Below are 19185 nucleotides of genomic sequence, written 5' to 3' on the forward strand. Positions count from 1 at the left end.
TTAGCGCTCCTCTCCATGCTGGGCTTCGACGCCTGCGGCCGCTTCCGTCAGCAGCATCAGGGTCAGCCCTTGACCATATAAAGTAGGGTACTGGGGGATTCTATTATAAGCGTCGACCGAAGGCATGACCGGCGTTCCCCCGGATACCCCTTTCACTTCGCCGTTCGACGTAACGAGCGGCAGCAGCCCTTTGACGGCAAGCGCCGCGGAGGCCAAATATTCGGCGGGCAGCAGCCCGCCGCGAACCGCCTTGATGAAGCCGCAGGCGATGCCCGCGCTGCCGGAAGATTCCTTGTAGAAGTCCGGCCTGTCCATCACGGTATGCCATAGCCCGTCTTCGGCCTGCAGCGCTCTTAGCCCCTCCGCCATGCGGACGTAGCGCTCGCGCAGCTCGACCGACTCCGGAACCAGCTCGCTCAATTCCGCCGCGATCTCGGGGACGGCGCACGCAATCCAGGCGTTGGCCCGGCACCAGAGCGCGGCCGACAGATGATCCGCAGCGCCGCAATCCCAGCCGTGGAACAGCGCGCCCGTTCGCTCGTCCTGCAGCAGCCGCAGATGCAGCAGCGTCTGCCGCATCGCCTCCTCCGCGACACGGCGGTCCCCGGTCAGCCTGGCGCAGCGGGCGAGGAACAGCGCCGCCATGAAGACGGTGTCCGCCCACGCCTGCTCCGGGAAACTGGCCGGCTCCGTGACGGTGTGCTCGAACGCCCCTTCCCGCGTTCGCGGCGCTTCGTCCAGCATCCACGCCGCAATGCGTCCTGCCTCGCTGAGCAGCTCGGCTCTCCCGGTTCGGCGGTACAGCTCAGGATAGACGGCGAACGGCGCCATCGCGTTGACCGTCCTGGCCGACGCCGCCTTAACCCGGTTCCGCTCCACCCATTGCTCGACATACCGGATCGCGGATTCGTTCTCTCTTCCGGTTCCGTATTCCATAATCGCGATCAGGCCGACTCCGGGCACCCAATCCCAATGCTCGATATCCATGCCCCATTCCTCGTACCGTCCCGCCGTCATATAACGATAGACGCGCTCCGCCGTCTCCTTCAGCAGCTCCGGGTCAGCGCAGACCGCCGGCTCCGGAGCGACGCAGGCCGCCTCCCGCAGATCCGCGGCTTGGCTCTCATTTTGCATGCGCAATCACGCTCCCCTCTCGATTACGCCTACCCACAGATGCCGATTCTCGTCCGCGAGAGTAAAACTGATTTTGCGGCCGTCCGGACTGAACGAAGGATGGGGATGGCCGGGATGCTGCGGCCACATCGGCTGTTCGCACAGCAGCCGAGACGAGCGGTCCCGGAGGTTGATCAGCACGATTTTGCTCGTCTCCCAGTCCTCGATCGTATCCGCAACCGCCCAGCATCCGTCTGGACTAAGCGATACGTGCCAGTAGGCGTAATCTCCGTTGATGAATTCCGCTTCCCCCGTCCGCTTGTGCACGCGGTAGATTCCGGTCGGCTTCAGAGGGCTCTGCGGATATTTGACAAAATAAAGATGCTCCCCGTCCGGCGACCACATCTCGTGCCCGACGTATTCCACGTGCTCGCCGGTGTCGAGCCGGGCTTGTCGATAGCCGTTCCATACTTCCCCGCTGCCGGCATCCGCCATATAGATGCGATCCGGAATATGCTCGGTTTTGCCCTCGTGCGCGAAGAACACCAGCCGCCCGTCCTCCGGATTGACCATTGCGTGATTGGCGACCGGGTAAGGCTCGGCGAACGATGGCCTGGCCGTCTCCGTCAATCGCCCCGTCTCCGTGTCGACCGTACCGATCGCCCATTTGCTGCCGTCTCGCCAGTAGATGCCCATCGTCCGGCCGTCGTTCGTGATCGACAGCGGCCCGTAGACGACGGCGTCCTCCACCAGCGTACAGATGGTGCGGCTTGCCCCCGTCCGCAAGTCGTATTCATAGATTCGGGGACCTTCGTAATAGTAGAAGCGGTCTTGGGGCGATACGAGTCCCCGTGCCCATTCGAGCCGTTCCGCCACCGTCTCCGCGCTTCCGCTCTCCGAATCCGCCTTGACGCAGACGCTCATTTTTTCCTCGTTAATGTCCGTATACAGCACAAGATGGCGACTGTTCGACAGCCACGTCATCGCGGTGAAATAGTTATGGCCCGTGTTGGACCCGGGGTTGCCCAAGGCGCGGATAGAAACGCCCGTATGCGGGTCTTCGAAGTTTCTTATCGTCAGCATGGCTCACCTGTCCCTTCGTTGCGTGCCGAACCGCTCCCGGTATTCCGTAGGCGTAAAGCCGGTCATTTTCTTGAAAATCCGCACGAAGCTATTCACATTGGAATAGCCGACCTGCTCCGCGATGTCGCGGATTTTGCCATTCGTGCCGGCAAGCCGCTCCTTCGCATGGTTCATCCGGATTTCCATCAGACAGTCGATAAAATTGCATTCCCGCTGTTCCTTGAACAGCTTGCTCAAGTGCGAGACGCTGATATGGAATTCGCTGGCCAGCAGGTTCAGCGACAGATCGCTGCGCATGTAATTTTCCTGAATGTACAGCATCGCCCTGTCGATGACGTCGTTGCGTTCCCTGCTGCTGCGCTTGTCCTTGATCCGCTCGATGAAGCTGTCCAGCGCCCCGACCGTGAACTGCTCCAGCTGCTCCAATTGCTCGTACTGGTTCAGCATTTCAACCAAATACTGCTCGGGGAAAATGCCTTCCGCTTCCACCCCGATTTCCGCGGCGGCGGTGGCGGTCTTCATCAGGCACTGCACGACAAGCTGCATGATCATCTCTGCTGGAACGCCGTTCTCGGCGATCGAGTCGAACCATCTTCGCACCTGCGCCTGCATCTTGTCGGCGTCCGGCAGCTTCACGGAGGCGACGATGCCGTCGATCATGGCGAACAGCCTGTAAAATTGCGGGGACGGATCGGTCGAGATATCCTCCCGCGTAATGATGGAGTTGCCGCCCATGACCAGCTTATACCGCAGCGCCTCCTGCGCCTGCCGGTAAGAGTCGTGGATGTCGTCCAGATTGTCCGCAGGGTCGCCGATCCCGATCGTGATCGTGCGGCGCAAGTATTCCTGAACGAATTTCTTCAGCAAATCCGCCACGGCGACCGCCCTCATGAAATGCCGCTCCCCGTCGTCCCCGTCGGCGAAAATCATCACGACCGCGCATTTGCCGTTGTCCAGTTCGGCCGCGATGCCCCTGCTCTCGGCGTTCATCAATTCCTCGGCCACGTTGCACAAGGCGTACGCATACAGCTTCAAGTCCCGCGGAGAGGCGATCTGGTCCCGGTTGTCGAATTCGATGCTCATGGCCACGTAACGATCTCCGTCCAACCGGACGTTCAGCATATCCATATAAGGCTGCAGCACCGCCGGGTTGATTCGCCGATCGGACAGCAGCTCGCTCATCAGCCGCCACTTGATCAACGGTTTGCTCTCGATGACCTGCTTGTGCAATTGCTGTCGGTCTTCCAAAATATCTTGAACCGTCGATTCGAAATAGTGGAATTCGTCGTTGTATTTGCGAACGCCGTGCTTGGACGGCGCCGTCAGATGCTTCCCCATCGCTTGCATGAAACGGTTGACCGGCTTAAACGTCCAGCGCCCGATCACGGCCGCGGAGACGGTCGCCACGACGAACAGCACCGCCGCGAGCACGGCCACCGCATTGCGGAATAGCGTGAGCTGGCGCGTAAACTGCGCTTCGGGCACGACCCGGACGATATGCCAGCCGGTATAATCGTCTCTGACATGGAAGACGGAGGAGGCCGTCTGCTCCACTTCGGCCACGAAATGACCGCTTTCCTCCCCGCTTTCCAGAATCCGGCCGATATAGGGAAATTCGCTGATGTCCTTCCCCGGCTTGCTCTTATCGGCATGCAGCACGACGATGCCCTCGTCGTCGACGACGAACGTCTGCCCTCCGTCGTTCTCCGCGGTGCTGCGGATGAGAGTGAACAGCGCCTCCTCCTTGACGTTGACGGCGATCGCCCCCTTGCGCGCGCCCGGCGAATGGATGAGCGGATACGTGCGGACAAGCGTGACGACGTTCCGATAGATCGGATACGAGGATCGGTTCAGCATGACCTTGCGGGTCGAAATCCATTCCGCGAACCCGTCGAACTGCTGGAACCCGGATATCCATTGGAATTCGCCCGACAGATCCTGCTCGGTCAAAATATTGCCCGAGACGAGCCGCTGCTTGTCGTAGGAGTAAATATCGATCGAAAAGACGTTGTCCATGCTCTGGATCGCGTTCGTGATCTGGTTGTAGATGCGGAACGCGTTGTTGCGGGCTTCCTGCTCGTTGAGCTCGTATTCGTAAAAACGCACGATCTCGTCGCTGCTGAGCAGTTGGATGGCCGACTTGTCGATATGCTTCAGCGCGAGCTTCAGCTTATGATCCAGTTGGCCCAGCAGCTCCATGTTCGTTTCTACCAGCTGACGCTTGAGCTGCTTGTTGAACACCGAATACGTAAAGAAAAACGAGGAAGAGACAAGAAGGAACAGGACGATCGATAAAATGCCGATCGCTTTGACAAGCCTTCGATTTTTCGCCAGGTTCATGCCCGTTCCCCCTTCGTCCCGTTACGGAAGCGCCCAGCCTTCGACTAGAAGCTGCCTTTGTTCTCCTCGTACCATTGCTGGGCAATCTCTTGCGCCTTCGCGCCGCCAAGCCGATCCCATTCCTTGCGAATCTCGCCGAGCGCCCATTCTCCCGTATACTTGGCGCCCTGCGTCACCGCCGTCGCCCGCGTCTCGCGGATAAACTTATCCAGCGTCGCCCGAATCTCGTTGATTTCGTCAAAGCTCGGCTGATACGGAATGTCGCGGCGGAATTCGTTTTTGAGCGTCAGCTTCAACGACTCCACCTTGAGCGCGGCGATGCGCTGGGACAGTTCGTCGTCCGCGGCCATGGCTATGAGATCCTCGGCCTTGACGACTTGATCGCGCACGACGGCGTACTCGCCGGCATACAGCACCTCTTTGTTGAATTTATCGTCGTCCAGCCGCTTCGGCACGCCGCCCTCCAGTTTGTAATGCACGCCCTCTTCCCCGTAGGCGAGCGGGTACCAGCCTTTGTCGATGAGCCAGTCCAAATATTCGATCGCCGCCTTCGGATTTTTCATTTCTTTGTTAAACGCGACGAGAATATTCGGAGAAGCTTCCTGATAAGCGCCGTATTTGCCGTACTGCGAGGCGACCATCTCCAGCGGCTCCGGCTTCGCGTTCGGATCGTTGGCCAGCATATCCTGAATCATAATATCGTTGGCGCCGTTGCCCCATTGGCCGAGATAAATGCCGGCTTTGCCAGTTGTCCACAGCTGGGCCGCCCGCTGATTGTTGCTGTCTGTGAGATATTCCCGATCCACGAGGCCCAGCTCGTAAACCTGCTTTTCGAGAGCGACGACATCGGCGAACCGGTCCAGCGTAGCGCCGTACTGCATCTTGCCGTCCTCCAGATACCAGAGGAAGTTCATCGCGCCGAACATCGCCGAATAGATGTCGCCGGTCGTATGGCCGACGATCGGCGTGCTGTCCGGATAGCGCTCCTTAAACGCCTTGGCGACCTCGACCAGTTCCTCAACCGTTGTCGGACGCTGCAAATTCAGTTCGTCGAGCCAGTCCTGCCGAATCCACATGCCGTGGTTGGCGATGGATGTGATCGGCCGCTTCGTGGTTACGGCGTAAATCTCCCCGTTAAAAGTCATGTGCGGAAGCAGGTCGGGGTTTTCCTCCAAATATTTTTTATAGGACGTGCTGTATTTCTCGATATAATCGCCGATCGGCTGAATGACGCCCTGCGTCACCAGCTTGCCGATATAGGCGCGGTCGAACTCCCACACCAGATCCGGCGCCTGGCCGGACGCGAACAGGACATTCAGCGAATCCTGGGACTGATTGCGCGGCACCGGAACGATCGTCACGTCGATGCCGGACTGCTCGCGAATCCATCTCACCCAGCGATTGTCCTCGTACGTGCCTTCGTCGCTGGACACCTGGCCGCGATCGAACATCGAAATGCTGATCTTTCTCGGCGCGTTCGCGTACGGATCGTCGGATGCCGACTGCGACGCGCCGGCCGACGGACTGCCGCTCCCCTGCTCCGGCTTGGCGCTTGCGCTGCCCTCACCGTTGCCGCCGCTTGAGCAAGCGGACGCCAGCAGCGCCGCAAGCATAACCATGATCAGCGCCAAACTCCCCTTGGACTTATTGCTGCTTCTCTTCTGTTGCATGTTCGCCCTCCTGTTTTTTTTATTATATCAAAATGCATTTGAGAGTTTGTTCAAAAAGCCGCTCGGAATTCGGCGCCGAAAACCGGACTTGATGAACACGCTTCCAAAAGATGCATTAGATATCCCCGTTTGCTCGACTACCCTTTGACGGAGCCGAGCAGCACGCCCTTGATGAAGTGCTTCTGCAGGAACGGATAGACGCATAAGATCGGCAGAATCGCGAAGACGACGGCTGCGGCTCGAATGCTCTCCGGCGTAATGACCGCCTGCGTGACGCCCTCGCCGCGCAGCAGCTCGGAGCTGACCAGATCAATCATCTGGTACAGCTTCACCATCAGCGACATTTTGTCCGTGCTGCGAATGTAGATGAGCACGTTCATATAGGAATTCCACCAGCCGACCGCGTAAAACAGCGTCAGCGCGGCGATGACCGGCTTGGATAAAGGCAGGATGATGCGCGTAAGTATCGTGAACTCGCCGGCTCCGTCGATGGAGGCGGACTCTTCAAGCTCCTCCGGCAGCCCTTCCAGAAACGCCTTCATCACGAACATGTTGTAGACGCTGATCAGAGCGGGCAGCCAGAGCGCCCAGTACGTATTGACAAGACCGAGACTGTTCACGAGCAGGAAGTTGGGAATAAGCCCGCCGCTGAACAGCATCGTGAACAGAATCGCCATCAGCATGAAGTTGCGGCCTCTGAGCCGTGCTTTGGACAGCGGGTACGCCGCCATAATCGTAAACAGCATGTTGAGCGCCGTACCGACAACGGTAATGAGCACCGTGTTCTGCATCGCGACGATCAGTTGGCCGTCCCGAATCAAATTGTGGTACGCGTCGACGTTGAATTCGATCGGCCACATGAACACTTCCCCGGCGTTAATCGCCCGGCTGCTGCTCAGCGACGTAGCGATCACGTTCACGAAAGGAAACAGCGTGGCATAGGCGCACAGCGCCAAAAATACGTTGTTCAGCCATCTGGCAGGCGAGTCCGGGCGCCCTCGTCTTGCGGATGCGGGCGGGCCGCCCTTGTCTTTACCCATCGTTACCATAAGCCTCGCTCTCCCATCGCTTTAATGATGCGGTTGACCGACACGATCAGAATGAGGGCAATCAGCGACTGGAACAGGCCGAGCGCCGTCGTGTAGCTGTACTGCAGGCTGACCAACCCTCTCGTATAGACGAATGTGCTGATCACTTCCGCCACGCTCGTGACGGCATCGTTGCGCAGCGTGTACACCTGCTCGAAGCCGACGTCCATCATTTTGCCGACCTGAAGAATGAGCAGGATCGCGATCGTACTGCGCATGCCCGGCAGCGTGACGTGCCAGATTTGCCTCCGCTTGCTCGCCCCGTCGATCTTGGCCGCTTCGTACAGCGTCGGGTCGATCGAGGACATCGCCGCCAAATACAGGATCGTGCCGAAGCCCGCTTCCTTCCATATGCCCGAGACGATAAAGCTGACCGGCCACCAGAACTTGTCGGCCATAAAGTAGATCGGCTCCATGCCGAACGCCTTCAGCACAGTGTTGACCACGCCGGTGGACGGCGACAGCAGCGCGATGACGATGCTGCCCAGGACGACCCATGAGATGAAGTGGGGAATGTAGAGCAGATTTTGCAGCGTGCGCTTGTACCATTCCGCCCGCACCTCGTTCAGCAGAATGGCCAGGACGATCGGCACGGGAAAAGCGAATACGAGATGGTACAAATTCAGCAGCAGCGTGTTCCTCAGCACGATGTAGAAGTCGCGGCTGGCGAACAGCTTCTCGAACTGCTCGAAGCCGACCCAACTGCTGCCCCATATGCCTTCGGACAGACGATAGTTTTTGAAGGCGATAATCTCTCCCGCCATCGGCGCGTATTTAAATAAGATCAGATAGATCGCCACGGGGATGAGCAGCGCGTACAGGAAGCGATTGCGGGAAATCTGCTTCCATAGAGTCGGCGCTCGTCCCTCGCGTGCTCCGCGTGTTCCCGAAGGCGGCTTCCCCAAGGATGTCGAGTTCGTAACCATAATTCTCTCCTTTTGCTCCGTGGCCCCGGAATGGTGGATGGCTGTTGCTGTTGCTGTTGTCTCGGCCTGAGCCTATCACGGAACGACGCCGGTCCGATACGGACACTTTTTGCGAGAGTACGCCTTCCTTCCCTGCGGGGATCTTCTTTTTTTGTGACAACACTCCTTTTCGCGGATTCGGACGCAAAATGACGCTAATCGGGCTGCAAAACTCGTGGATAAGGGATGTAAATGTTCATGGACCGGGTTGCCGGTGGGGTGGATTGGGAGTTCATTATTCGCGAACTTTGGGGGCACTGAGGGAGGGGCCGTGCGGGATCATTCATCAATGCGCTGTATATCTTTTGCTGGACTGCGAGGATGGGCGAGTCAAGGATGCCGGAGCCGGGGGGCGCCGCCCTCTGCGCCCCGCACCCGGGTTTATCCGCCGGCAAGCCGCGCCGCAGCCGCCGGCTTCCTGCCGATGTTCAACTGAAGCGCCATCATCACGACGACTAGCGCCGCCAGCCCTCCGAGGGCGGGAACGTAGCTGTCCGCGGCGTCGTGGACAACGCCGACGAACAGCGGTCCGAGCGAAGCGATCGTATAACCTCCGGATTGCGTCATGGCGGACAGCGCGCTTGCTTCCTCCGCGCTCCCGGTCTCGTCGATGGGCAGCATAAGCGCGATCGGGAACAGACCGCCTGCTCCAATGCCGATCAGGGTCGCAACAAGCCAAGGAGACGACTGGGCCAGCAGCAGAAGCAGTCCGGCCAGCTCGAGCGAGGAGAAGGCGACCAGCCAGATCGCCTTTCCCCCGTACCGGCTGACCAGAAGCGGTACGAGCAGGCCGAGCGGAATCTGAATGAGCGTAAACAAGGTCAGCGCGGAGGCTGCCGTCTGTGTGCCGTAGCCCATCTCTTCGATCATCGGGGCCAGCCAGGCCGTCATGGAATAGAACATAATGGACATAATGCCGAAGAAGCCGGTCAGAAGCCAGGCGCGCTTGCTGCGCAGCAGCGTTCGGGCATTCGATGTCCCGCTCGCGCGTACAGTGCCCCGGATGTTGGTCGCCCCTTGAACGGGCGGAGCTCCTTCAAGCGGCTTAACCGGCCTCCACCAGAAAAACAGAGCCAGGAAAGCAAGCGCGGCCCAAGAGGCTGCCGACGCTTGCCAGGATTGAAAAGCCGTCTGCAGCGGCACGGCCAGCCAAGCGCCCATCCCGGCGCCGATCACGAGCGACATGGAATACACGCCCACGATCGCTGAAGGATTGGGGAAATGCTTCTTGATGAAGCCGGACAGCAGCGGTCCGGTCACGGCGATGCCGACTCCGATCATAAGCGCCGTCGCGAGCATCAGAGCTTCGGTGGAAGCCGCGTATCTCGCCGCCGTAGCCGCTCCAACCAGCAGCAGGCTTAACGAGACGGTTCGCTCGATCCCCCAGCGCGAGCCGAGCTTGACGGCCGCCGGAGCGAAGAACCCCATGCACAGCACGGGCAGAGACGTAAGCAGGCTGGCCGCCGTGCCGCTCATTCCCAGCGACTCCCGGATCGTCCCGAGCAGCGGGGACACGGAGGAAATCGCCGGGCGCAAATTCAAGGAGGCCAGAAAAAGGGCGGCAAGCAAATAAACAAATCGCATCGTATGTTCATCTCCGTCAATCATAGTTGCCGTAGTTCAAACCAGGTGTTAACAGTGTATAGCGGAGCATACGATTGATCAATACTATTATTTCTATTAATATCATTGGTAAAACCAATGATAAAGAGGCGATTCCATTTGGAGATCCGACAGCTTCATTATTTCATGGCCGTGTGCGAGGAAATGCATTTTACGAAAGCGGCGGAGAAAATCGGCATCTCCCAGCCGACGCTCAGCCAGCAAATCCGCGCCCTGGAGGATGAGCTGAATACGCCTCTGTTCGACAGGCTGGGCAAAAGGATCGCGCTGACCGAGGCCGGCGCCATGCTGCTGCAGTACAGCTCTCAGATCGTCCGCGATCTGCAGAACGCCAAAGATTCGATCGACGATCTGCGCACAGCGCAGCGGGGAACGCTGCGCATCGGCGTGCTTCCGTCCGATCTCGACTATCGCATTACCGGGCTGTTGACGGAGTTTCATCGCCGTTTCCCCGGAATCAAGCTGCAGGTGTTCGCCTCGGTCGACATCCTGCAGCTCGTGCTGAACAACCAGATCGATATCGGGATCGACATCGGCAGCAGTCTCGGAGATTATACGGACGAACGGCTCGTGCGGATTCCGCTGTGCAAGGAGGATTACGTGCTTGTCGTATCCGACGGCCACCCGCTCCGCGGCAGGAAGGAGCCCATCCGTCTCGACGAGCTGAGGACGCTGCCGACGATTATGTACCCGGAAGGCTACATCGGACGGGATCTAGTCGAACGCTTTACCCGCAGGCGCGGCTTTACGCTGAATACGACGCTTGAGACGACGTCAGCCACTTCGGTGCTCAGCCTGGTCAAAGAAACTGCCGGAGCGACCGTCCAGCCTTATCCTCTCATTCGGCAGATCAACGATCCCGGGCTGCATTGCATCCCGATCGCAGAGGAGACGCCGTACCGGAGCCTTGAAATCCTGTACCGTTCCGACCGCTATCTCGGACAAGCCGCCAAAGCGTTCATGGAGCGGATTATCGCTTTTTTCTCCGAATAAATCCTTGTTGCCGTAACAAAACAGGGGGATGCCCCTCGCTCGCGAGCGAAGACATCCCCACCGTATCCGCATTTCCCTCTCTTAGGAGCCGGCAGCTTCAAGCAGCTTGTCCAGCAGATATTCAAGCTGATTGTCCGCCGAATAAATATCGTTATGGTAGAACAAGTCGAAATCCAACGGGATCACCTTGCCGTTCTTGACGGCTGGCAGCGTATCCCATACCGGGTTTTCGGAGATCTTGTCGACATCGCCGGACAGCAAAATATAATCGCCGGCATATTCGGGAAGCACTTCCATGGATAGCTCGCGCCACTGCTCTCCTGCGATGACTTCCTTGCGAACAACTTCCGGGGCTTGCAGGCCGAGCCCGTTGTAGACGATGTCTCCGCCCCGTCCGAAGCTGTCGCCGTAGACGTAGAGGCCGCCCCATATAAATTCCAGAATGCTGAAGGTTTGACCCTCGAAGGCGCGGTTCGCTTCCTCCAATTGCCGCTTGGCGTCCGCGATTTTGGCGTTGTAGTCGGCCAGCACCTGCTTGGCCTCCTCCTGCTTGTTCAGCACGTCTCCAAGGGCGGTGACTCTATCCTGCGCGCTTAGCTCGAAGAATGGGAACAGAACCGTTGGCGCGATTTTCGAGAAGGCGTCGTATTGCTCCTTGCTGTACACCAAGATGAGATCGGGCTCATAGCTCGTTACCAGCTCGGGATTCAGCTCCTTCCACAGGGGAACGGGCGCTGCCAGTTCCCGATACGCGATCGTATTGGCTTCATGCTCGGGAGCGGCGATCGGCGTTACGCCCAGCGCGATCAAGTCGCCGATCAGATTAGTCGTCAGCACTCTCTGCGGATTTGCGGGAACTTCAACCTCCCCCGTCGAAGTCGATACGATTCTTGTCTCGCTCTCGCTTGCCGACGGTTGGGCGTACGCCGATTGGGACGGCGAAGAGACGGGCGATGCGGCATTGGGAGACTCGGAGGCGACCGGTTTGGCCGGAGCAGATGAGCAGGCGGACAGCAGCGTCAGTCCGAGCGCCAGCGCCAACAAGGATTTGTGCTTCATTTTGCTGTGCATGGAACGTTCTATCCCTTCTTTGAGTTGAGTTATGTCTGCAGAACTAAACTCATTGTAGGGAGATTGATAATCATTATCAATGTATGGATTTCTCATCCGGAATGCAAGATTTCTTCTGAACGCGATCGGAGTTAATCCATACCAGCGCTTAAAGGCATGGCTAAGCTGATATTCGTCGTAAAAACCGACTTCCCGGGCGATTTCCCTGAGCGTCACGTCTTGGCGAGTGAGCAGTTCCTTGGCTGCGTTTAACCGGACGTGCATCAGGTATTCCTGAGGCGTCTTGCCGGTTTTCTTCTTCATCAGCCGATTAAGCTGCGCCGAGCTGATATGCAGCAGCTCCTGCAATTGTTTGACCGTAATATTGGAACGATAGTGCTTGTCGATGAAACGTACGGCCTGGGCGGCGATGTCCGGTTGGAAAACGTGGATGTCCCCCCGCCCGATCGCGGAATAAACCTCGTAAAACAGCCGATGAAGCGCGGTCTTCTCGTAAAATTGTCGAAGCGGGTCCGCAGACTGCCACTGCCGGTACATGTCGGGCACATGACGTTCGAAAAACAGCGGGTCTCCCGGCGCAAAGCCGTACCTCTGCCGGAACGGATCGAATTGGTCCAGCAAACGCATAAGTTCTTGCTTATAAGCTGGCGGGAAGTCCGCTTTATATAGAAGCAAATAAATATCCAGCTCACCCTTATCGGTGCGAATGGATACCTCCGTTCCCTTGCCTCCGTGAAAAATGCCAAAGCGTTCGGCATGGTAGACAGCCTGATCAAGACTGACCTCCGCATGCCCGCCCCTTGTATAAATTAACGTGCTGGCTGGCAGCGCGTAATGAAACGGCTCTTGTTCGCCCATATGCCGGCAGCGTATGTCGACGAGTCTTACCGAAGCCAGGGCCCACACGCGCGCAACGGTCTCCAGGCGCTCGGCCGTAAACAAATCCAACGAACGGTTGCCGGCGTCCACTGCCCGCACCTCCTCATAGCTTCGATTTAGTCCCGTGTTCTGCCCATATTACGAAAAGATCCCTTATTCCCACTCGGCGTTGCGGTCGATCCAGGAAGCGGCCCTTCCCAGAATGCTCGCCTTCAGCAGCACCAGCTCCTCATAATCGTAGAAGAAGCGCACTTTGCGATCCGCCAGCGAGTCCCCTTCAGGACGAACGGTCATGACGAAATAAGACCACGACTCGGCAAAATCCTCATAGATGCTGGTCATCGCATAGTCCGTGACGTAATCTTCCTCGTCCTCGCTGACGGCCTTTTTCCAAAATTGCTTATAGAACTGGTAAATATACGAATCCGGATACGGGCAGCCCTCGTCCAGCATGTACGTATCGCATTCGTCTTCGTCCGCGTACGGATCGACCTGCTCCGCGTTCAGCGACAGCAGATGGCCGAACTCGTGAATGTCCGTCATGACGCGCTCCGTCTCGTAGGTCGATTGGATCTGGTTGGCTGCGTAGGTCCAATTCTCGTAATCCTCGTCGTCTTGAATGACGTAAGCGAGCAAGTCAGCATGATCGTACAGCTCGAAGGTCGTCACCATCTGCCTGCGGTCGGAAGGAATTATCCAGGCGAAGCGCTCCCACAACCAGGCGTAATACTCCTCGTCTTCATCGGACGGCATCAAGTCCAGCTCATTGTCCTCGACCTCATAGGAGGCCAGCACTTCCGCCTCTTTCTGACTGTCCAGCTCGTCCACGTCCCAGCCTTCGGAATACGTCAGATCGCCCAGCCACTGCTCCATTTCTTCGATCATGCGCTCGGCCCATGCCTCGCACTCGTCGGCGTCGTGGCAATCGACGATATAGCTGCACACGCCCGGCTCCGCTTCTTCCTCGTAAGCCTCGCAGACCGCCCGCTCCTTGTCCGCTGCCGGATTTGCCGTTTCGGTCACTGCTTTCGGCGTCTGATCGCTCGAGAACGACGTCTCCACCTCAAAGCTGCAGCCCGACAGAGCCGCGGCGACAAGCAGCAGGAGAAGGCAAGCCAGCTTGGTCCACCCGTTTGTTTTTTTCCACTCCGCAGACTTATGCCCCATACGTTCAACCTCATCCCGTCCGTAGTTCTAACCTAATTCGACGCGACCCGGCAAAAAATCCTTGTATCGGCAGATCCGGCAGCCGCCTACCGGTCTCTGACTCCCACCAAATATACGAGCTGCTCGTTCATATATTCCGGGCTGTGGGAGAAGCCGTCCTCGTTCCACTGGATGAGCAGTCCCATGATCGCATTGGCCTGATACGAGACAAGCATCGACAGATCCTGGATGCCGGGCGGATAACGCTCGGAATTGTCCAGCATCAGGCTTTTGATTTTTCCGAACAGCGAATAGTAGTAAGACAGCGAGGAGTTTTTGTCGAACACGATTTCGTAGAACGACTGGTACTTCTTGACATGATGGAAAATACGGATCGTCGAAGGATCGAGCAGACGCGGAACGAGTTCCGGAACGAGACGGTACGGCTCGTAATAGGATTCTTCCAAGTCCTGAAGCAGATGGCGGAGGTGCTCGTCGAACAGGGCGCTTACGTCCTTATAATGAAGATAGAACGCCCCCCTGCTGACTTCCGCTTTGCGGCACAGCGTCGATACCGAGATCGATTCGAGCGGCGCATTTTTGAGCAGCGCCAGCAACGCTTCGTGCAACGCCTTCTTTGTATTGATGACTCGCAAATCGTTCGGATTCATATCTCCCATTCCCCGCTTGTTATCCCGTTTATAGTGAACAATTCTTTCAACATATGTCTAATATCCAGATGGCAACCTGTATTATATAACGGGATCGGGGAAATGTAAAAAGGCTGCAAGAAGATTCGCTCTTCTTGCAGCCTTCCGGCCGACCGTAACTTAGAAGCCCGCCGTCCAGCCGGCGTCGGCCGCGATCACAGCGCCGTTCACGAAGCTGGACTCGTCGGACGCCAGGAACAACGCCACTTGCGCGATTTCCTCCGGTTGTCCGGCGCGCGGAATGACGCCTTGCGTCACTTTCGTCCGCGACGCTCCGAATTCGTTGATGTTGGTCATCGTCGAGGCGATATTGGTGATCGTCGCGCCCGGAGCGATCGCGTTGCAGCGAATGCCCTTCTGCGCGTACATGAAGCCCGTATTCTTCGTAATGCCGATGACGGCATGCTTGGAAGCCGTATAAGCTGCGCCCGCATGAGCGCCGCTGAAGCCGCCCGTGGATGCCGTATTGACGATAACGCCGCTTCCCTTCTCGAGGAAGATCGGCAGCGCCTTGCGGATCGCGCGCATGACGCCTTTCGTATTCACGTCGAAAATCAGATCCCATCTATCGTCGTCTACATCTCCGACAGGCGCCATATTATCCATAATGCCGGCGTTGTTGACCAGAATATCAAGCGTGCCGAACTCGCTGACGGCTTTGTCGATCATCGCGTTGACATCGTTCAAGTTGCCGACGTTCGTCTTGATCGCGACAGCTTCGCCGCCGCTTGTCCGAATGCCCGACACGACCAATTCCGCGCCTTCGACGTTCAGGTCCGATACGACGACTTTGGCGCCTTCCTTCGCATATAACTCCGCAATCGCTTTGCCCATACCCGAAGCGGCGCCGGTGACAACCGCTACTTTGCCTTTTAATCGCATCATGAATCCCTCCGCAATTTTAATGAACAACTGTACAATAAAATTATAAGGAATAGACGCGCTGCTGTCAAACGAGCCTCTCCAACCGGTGCCGCGGCTTCGTTGCAGTCGTTAGCGGATACGCGTACGGCGGGCAAAGCTTCCGCAGATTCTAGCCGTACATAGACAGATCCTGCAGCCGGATCAGAACTTTGCCGAAGCGGCCGCCCTGTCTGACGGATACCGTTCCGGACGGGCAGGTGCGCTCCAGGTAATCCTGAATCGTGCGGCGAGTCTGCTCATCGGAAGGCAGGCCGCGGCCGCGCAGCAAGTTCATCGCCTCCTGAAGCGCCGCTTCCCGGGACAGCTCGGCCGTTTTCGTCTCCTGCGTGACGATCGATTGGTAGGAGTAGCCTTTGAGGTACAGCAGATGCAGCAAATACCCCATAGCCGTAGGCGCCGGCTTGAACGGCTGGCCGACAATGAGCGGCCAAATCTCGCTTGCCAGACTATGCTCCGCCGAACCGACAGGCAGGCTGATGTAACAAAACCGGCCTGCGCAGCCCAGCACCTTCTCCACGCTCTCCCAATCGCGTATGACCGGGCACATCGAGACGAAAACCAAGTCGAACTTCCCGCTCCAGCCCCGAGCCTCCACGTCGACGTTCTCGAACGGCTCCGCCACGATATTCACCCGGTCCGGGCCGACCCCGGCCAGGTTGGCGTTCAGCAATTCGACCAGCGGGGGAGAGGACTCTACGGCCGTAACGTAAGCCCCCCGCTCCGCGAACGGCACCGAGAATACGCCGGAGGCGGCGCCGACGTCCAGCACGGAGGCTCCATCGAACGCTACGCCTTGAACTTCCAGCCAATTCATAATTCGCGCGGTCCGCCGTCTTCCCTCTTCGTTAAAGGACTGCTCGTTGAACGTCTTCGCCTTGGAATCGAAGGAACGGGACGGATCGACGCCGGCGCCTGCCAGCTTGTTCGCGACCGAGTCTCCGTGATCCTTCCACTCTTTCTCCCACGCCGCCTCATCGTAAAAATGATTCATTCGCTTCTCCCCCAAGCTTCGGCGTTCAGCTCGCCGTTTATCATCGCTGCGGCAACCGCGCCCATCGAAGCGGCGGCGATCGCCTGATGCATCCGCGAGGCCGCGTCCCCCGCGCTGTAGACGCCCGGCACGTTTGTTTTCCCGAAAGCGTCGACCGCCGCCGTTCCCATTTCCGTCATCGCGCATCCGAGCGTTTGGGGCAGGTCCGATCCCAGCGTCAGCTCCGGTTTAAAAAAGATCCCCCTGCACGGAACGACCGCCCCGTCCGCAAGCACGACCTCGCGCACGATTCCGTCATCGGATTGGATGCGACGAATCGGCGAGTCGAGCAAGGGAACCCGGTGCCGCCGAAGCTCTTCGCGCTGCTCGTCCGTCAGCTCATCGGGGCCGTTCGTGCAGATCGTAAACCGGTCCGTCCAGCCGGAGATCAGAGGCGCGAAATGCATCAGCTCGGCTCCCTTGTTAATGATAACCAGCGGCTGATCCCGTAATTCCCAGCCGTCGCAATACGGACATACGAACGCGCTCTTCCCGTAAACGTCCGTCAGTCCGGGGATGTCCAGCGGGCGATCCTTCATGCCGACGGCAAACAGCAGCTTTTTGCTAAGCAGAGTGACGCCTTGTGCCGTCGTGATTCGGAACCGGCCGTCCGCGCCCTCGATCGACACGGCTGTATCCGCCAGGAAGGACACCGACGGATAGGCGCCGATCTGTTCCTTGGCGATTCGCCGAAATTCGCCGGGACTGACTCCGTCGCGGGTCAGAAACCCGTGGGTCTCGTGCGTTACCGCGTTGCGGGGACGTCCTTCGTCGATCACCGTCACGTTTTTCCTGGCTCTCCCCAGTACAAGCGCGGCGTTTAAGCCTGCCGGGCCGCCGCCGATAATCGCCGCATCGAGCAGTTGTTTTTCCATTTTTCTAATCAACCTCCATGGATCTTTAATGTCCATAATTAGTGTACAAGAAGCTCATCGCTTCTTGGCTGCTTGAAACCCGCCGCGCTGCAGCGCCTCATCCAGTACCGACTGGATCGTGTGCTCCCGCAAATATTGGTGAAGCTGCTGCTCCGCGCCGTTCATCACTTTCTCGACCAAACATTCGCTCCCTCTGGATGGCGCCGGCTCCCGACCGTCCTCTTCTTCCGCCAACAGCCGATGCTGCCGCGATCGCGAGTTCGAGCATTCGAACATTTGCTGCCTGCCTTCGATGACTTGGACTACATCGAGAAAAGAGATGTCCTCGGCCGGTCGCGCCAGCTCATAACCGCCGTTCGCTCCCGGCACCGCGCGAACGAGTCCGTCCTGTCGCAGCTTGGACATGATCTTCGACAGATAGCTCTCCGAAACTTCCAGCATTCCGGACAACTCCTTGATGCCGACGTTATTCCGAAGCTCCGGACGAGCGAGATGAAGCAGGGCGTGCAGGGCGTAATCCGTGCTTTTGGAATATTGCATGCTTTCCTCCCCTCCGCAAACCTATTATGGACCTGTGATGTCCATAATATCCGATTTGCCCTCGAATGGCAAGTCGATTGCTAAAATAGATCGTGAGCGCCCCCGTTGCCGGACTTTCCAGCCCCGCGCGTGAAATACTCGTGCTTGCCGAATCCGGACAGCGCTTCGCGGTTGGATCGCCATACCCACTCATCGATCTCGGTCTGGCAGCGATGGGCGCGGAAGGCGGCCAGCTTTGCCTGCAGGTGCCTGCTCACGTCGACCCGGACGACGTCTTCGCGGGAATAGCCGTAGCGCTCGGGCTGCGCCATCATGTCTCCGAAGCTGATAAAGTAGAGCGAGCCCCGGACCGCTGTGCGGCGAAACGCGGCCGTCGTCGCCTTCCCGATCGCGCAATGGTCGGGATGCCCGCCCAGCTTCTCGTGGAAGGTCAGCACGACGTCCGGCTCCAATTCCCGGATAAATTCCGCTACCCGCTCCGTCAGCACGGCCTCGTCGATAAATTCCACCGTCTTGTCGCGGATGTCCAGAAAATGCAGCGAGCGCACGCCCAGATGCGCGCACGCTTCCCGCAGCTCCGATTCGCGGGCGGCTCCCATCGATTCCCGGTTCAAATACGGCGGATTGCCCATCCGGCGCCCCATCTCGCCGCGCGTTGCGCTGACCAGCGTAATGTCGACGCCTTCGGCGGCATATTTCGCCAGCGTCCCTCCGCATATGAAAGTCTCGTCGTCCGGATGGGCGAACACGGCAAGCAGCTTGCGCTGCGTTTTCGAATTTTTCATTCCGGGAACGGCTCCTTTCCCAAGTGAAGCGCGACGTTCATCCGTCCTCTGTCGTCATATCCGGCAAGAAGCAGACGGCCCTGCTCCTCCGCCTCATAATGGGTGAGCGCCTCCATACGAAGCCAACCGTGCCCGTCGAATCGGAGGGCGACGCGATACGGCCCTTCTCCGGCGACGAAAGCCTCGGTAATTCTGACCTTGAAATTACGCGCGAAAATATACGATGTCGCTTCGCTATGGATGTACGCATCGGCTCCTACGAACTTCCGCAGCTGCTGTTCCGCATCGGATCTAATAATCGGGATCATGGCGGTCTCCTTTCGCTTGACCATCGATAGATGGCCTTATGG

17 protein-coding genes are annotated in these 19185 nt (G+C 58.3%); 1 reads left to right on the forward strand and 16 read right to left on the reverse strand.

Annotated features, from left to right (window positions below):
* The 7 genes from B0G52_RS26650 to B0G52_RS26680 all read right to left on the reverse strand — a co-directional run bounded on the left by B0G52_RS26650 (position 1) and on the right by B0G52_RS26680 (position 9843).
* Positions 1–1134, reverse strand: a complete 1134-nt coding sequence (locus B0G52_RS26650; RefSeq protein ID WP_233163083.1) for a glycoside hydrolase family 88/105 protein — start codon at positions 1132–1134, stop codon at positions 1–3.
* A 6-nt stretch (positions 1135–1140) separates the two neighbouring features.
* Complete coding sequence (locus tag B0G52_RS26655) at positions 1141–2196, reverse strand: TolB family protein (protein WP_094048971.1); 1056 nt, start codon at positions 2194–2196, stop codon at positions 1141–1143.
* Positions 2197–2199: 3 nt separating this feature from the next.
* Positions 2200–4536 carry a helix-turn-helix domain-containing protein gene (locus B0G52_RS26660; RefSeq protein ID WP_094048973.1) on the reverse strand — a complete coding sequence of 779 codons (2337 nt, stop codon included), beginning with the start codon at positions 4534–4536 and terminating at the stop codon, positions 2200–2202.
* A 44-nt stretch (positions 4537–4580) separates the two neighbouring features.
* On the reverse strand, positions 4581–6206 hold the full coding sequence (locus B0G52_RS26665; RefSeq protein WP_094048975.1) for an extracellular solute-binding protein: 1626 nt from the start codon (positions 6204–6206) through the stop codon (positions 4581–4583).
* A gap of 137 nt (positions 6207–6343) precedes the next feature.
* On the reverse strand, positions 6344–7255 hold the full coding sequence (locus tag B0G52_RS26670) for a carbohydrate ABC transporter permease (RefSeq protein ID WP_233163085.1): 912 nt from the start codon (positions 7253–7255) through the stop codon (positions 6344–6346).
* Positions 7249–8220, reverse strand: coding sequence for an ABC transporter permease (locus tag B0G52_RS26675; protein WP_094048977.1), 972 nt, complete (start codon positions 8218–8220; stop codon positions 7249–7251). Before B0G52_RS26675 ends, B0G52_RS26670 begins: the two co-directional genes overlap by 7 nt.
* Positions 8221–8640: 420 nt before the next feature.
* Entirely contained in the window at positions 8641–9843 is a 1203-nt protein-coding gene (locus B0G52_RS26680; RefSeq protein WP_094048979.1) for an MFS transporter, read from the reverse strand.
* A gap of 138 nt (positions 9844–9981) precedes the next feature.
* Here B0G52_RS26680 and B0G52_RS26685 point away from each other — a divergent pair, with 138 nt between their 5' ends.
* Positions 9982–10875: a LysR family transcriptional regulator gene (locus B0G52_RS26685; protein ID WP_094048981.1), complete on the forward strand. Its 894-nt coding sequence runs from the start codon at positions 9982–9984 to the stop codon at positions 10873–10875.
* Positions 10876–10956: 81 nt separating this feature from the next.
* Here B0G52_RS26685 and B0G52_RS26690 read toward each other — a convergent pair whose 3' ends face one another.
* The 9 genes from B0G52_RS26690 to B0G52_RS26730 all read right to left on the reverse strand — a co-directional run bounded on the left by B0G52_RS26690 (position 10957) and on the right by B0G52_RS26730 (position 19143).
* Entirely contained in the window at positions 10957–12915 is a 1959-nt protein-coding gene (locus B0G52_RS26690; protein ID WP_094048983.1) for an AraC family transcriptional regulator, read from the reverse strand.
* Between the two features lie 63 nt (positions 12916–12978).
* Positions 12979–13992: a hypothetical protein gene (locus B0G52_RS26695; RefSeq protein ID WP_094048985.1), complete on the reverse strand. Its 1014-nt coding sequence runs from the start codon at positions 13990–13992 to the stop codon at positions 12979–12981.
* Positions 13993–14078: 86 nt separating this feature from the next.
* A complete protein-coding gene (locus B0G52_RS26700) occupies positions 14079–14642 on the reverse strand; it encodes a TetR/AcrR family transcriptional regulator (RefSeq protein WP_094049061.1) in 564 nt (187 codons plus the stop codon).
* Positions 14643–14801: 159 nt separating this feature from the next.
* On the reverse strand, positions 14802–15563 hold the full coding sequence (locus B0G52_RS26705) for an SDR family oxidoreductase (protein ID WP_094048987.1): 762 nt from the start codon (positions 15561–15563) through the stop codon (positions 14802–14804).
* Between the two features lie 151 nt (positions 15564–15714).
* Positions 15715–16596 (reverse strand): class I SAM-dependent methyltransferase, encoded by an 882-nt coding sequence (locus B0G52_RS26710; RefSeq protein WP_094048989.1) that lies wholly within the window; start codon positions 16594–16596, stop codon positions 15715–15717.
* A complete protein-coding gene (locus B0G52_RS26715; RefSeq protein WP_094048991.1) occupies positions 16593–17510 on the reverse strand; it encodes an NAD(P)/FAD-dependent oxidoreductase in 918 nt (305 codons plus the stop codon). The genes B0G52_RS26710 and B0G52_RS26715 overlap by 4 nt, the downstream gene beginning before the upstream one ends.
* Positions 17511–17564: 54 nt before the next feature.
* On the reverse strand, positions 17565–18050 hold the full coding sequence (locus B0G52_RS26720; protein ID WP_094048993.1) for an RrF2 family transcriptional regulator: 486 nt from the start codon (positions 18048–18050) through the stop codon (positions 17565–17567).
* A gap of 80 nt (positions 18051–18130) precedes the next feature.
* Positions 18131–18835: a PIG-L family deacetylase gene (locus tag B0G52_RS26725; protein WP_094048995.1), complete on the reverse strand. Its 705-nt coding sequence runs from the start codon at positions 18833–18835 to the stop codon at positions 18131–18133.
* Positions 18832–19143 carry a DUF1806 family protein gene (locus B0G52_RS26730; RefSeq protein ID WP_094048997.1) on the reverse strand — a complete coding sequence of 104 codons (312 nt, stop codon included), beginning with the start codon at positions 19141–19143 and terminating at the stop codon, positions 18832–18834. The genes B0G52_RS26725 and B0G52_RS26730 overlap by 4 nt, the downstream gene beginning before the upstream one ends.
* Between the last annotated feature and the right edge of the window lie 42 nt (positions 19144–19185).

This window comes from Cohnella sp. SGD-V74 (assembly GCF_003001675.1).
Classification (GTDB): Bacteria; Bacillota; Bacilli; order Paenibacillales; family Paenibacillaceae; genus Cohnella.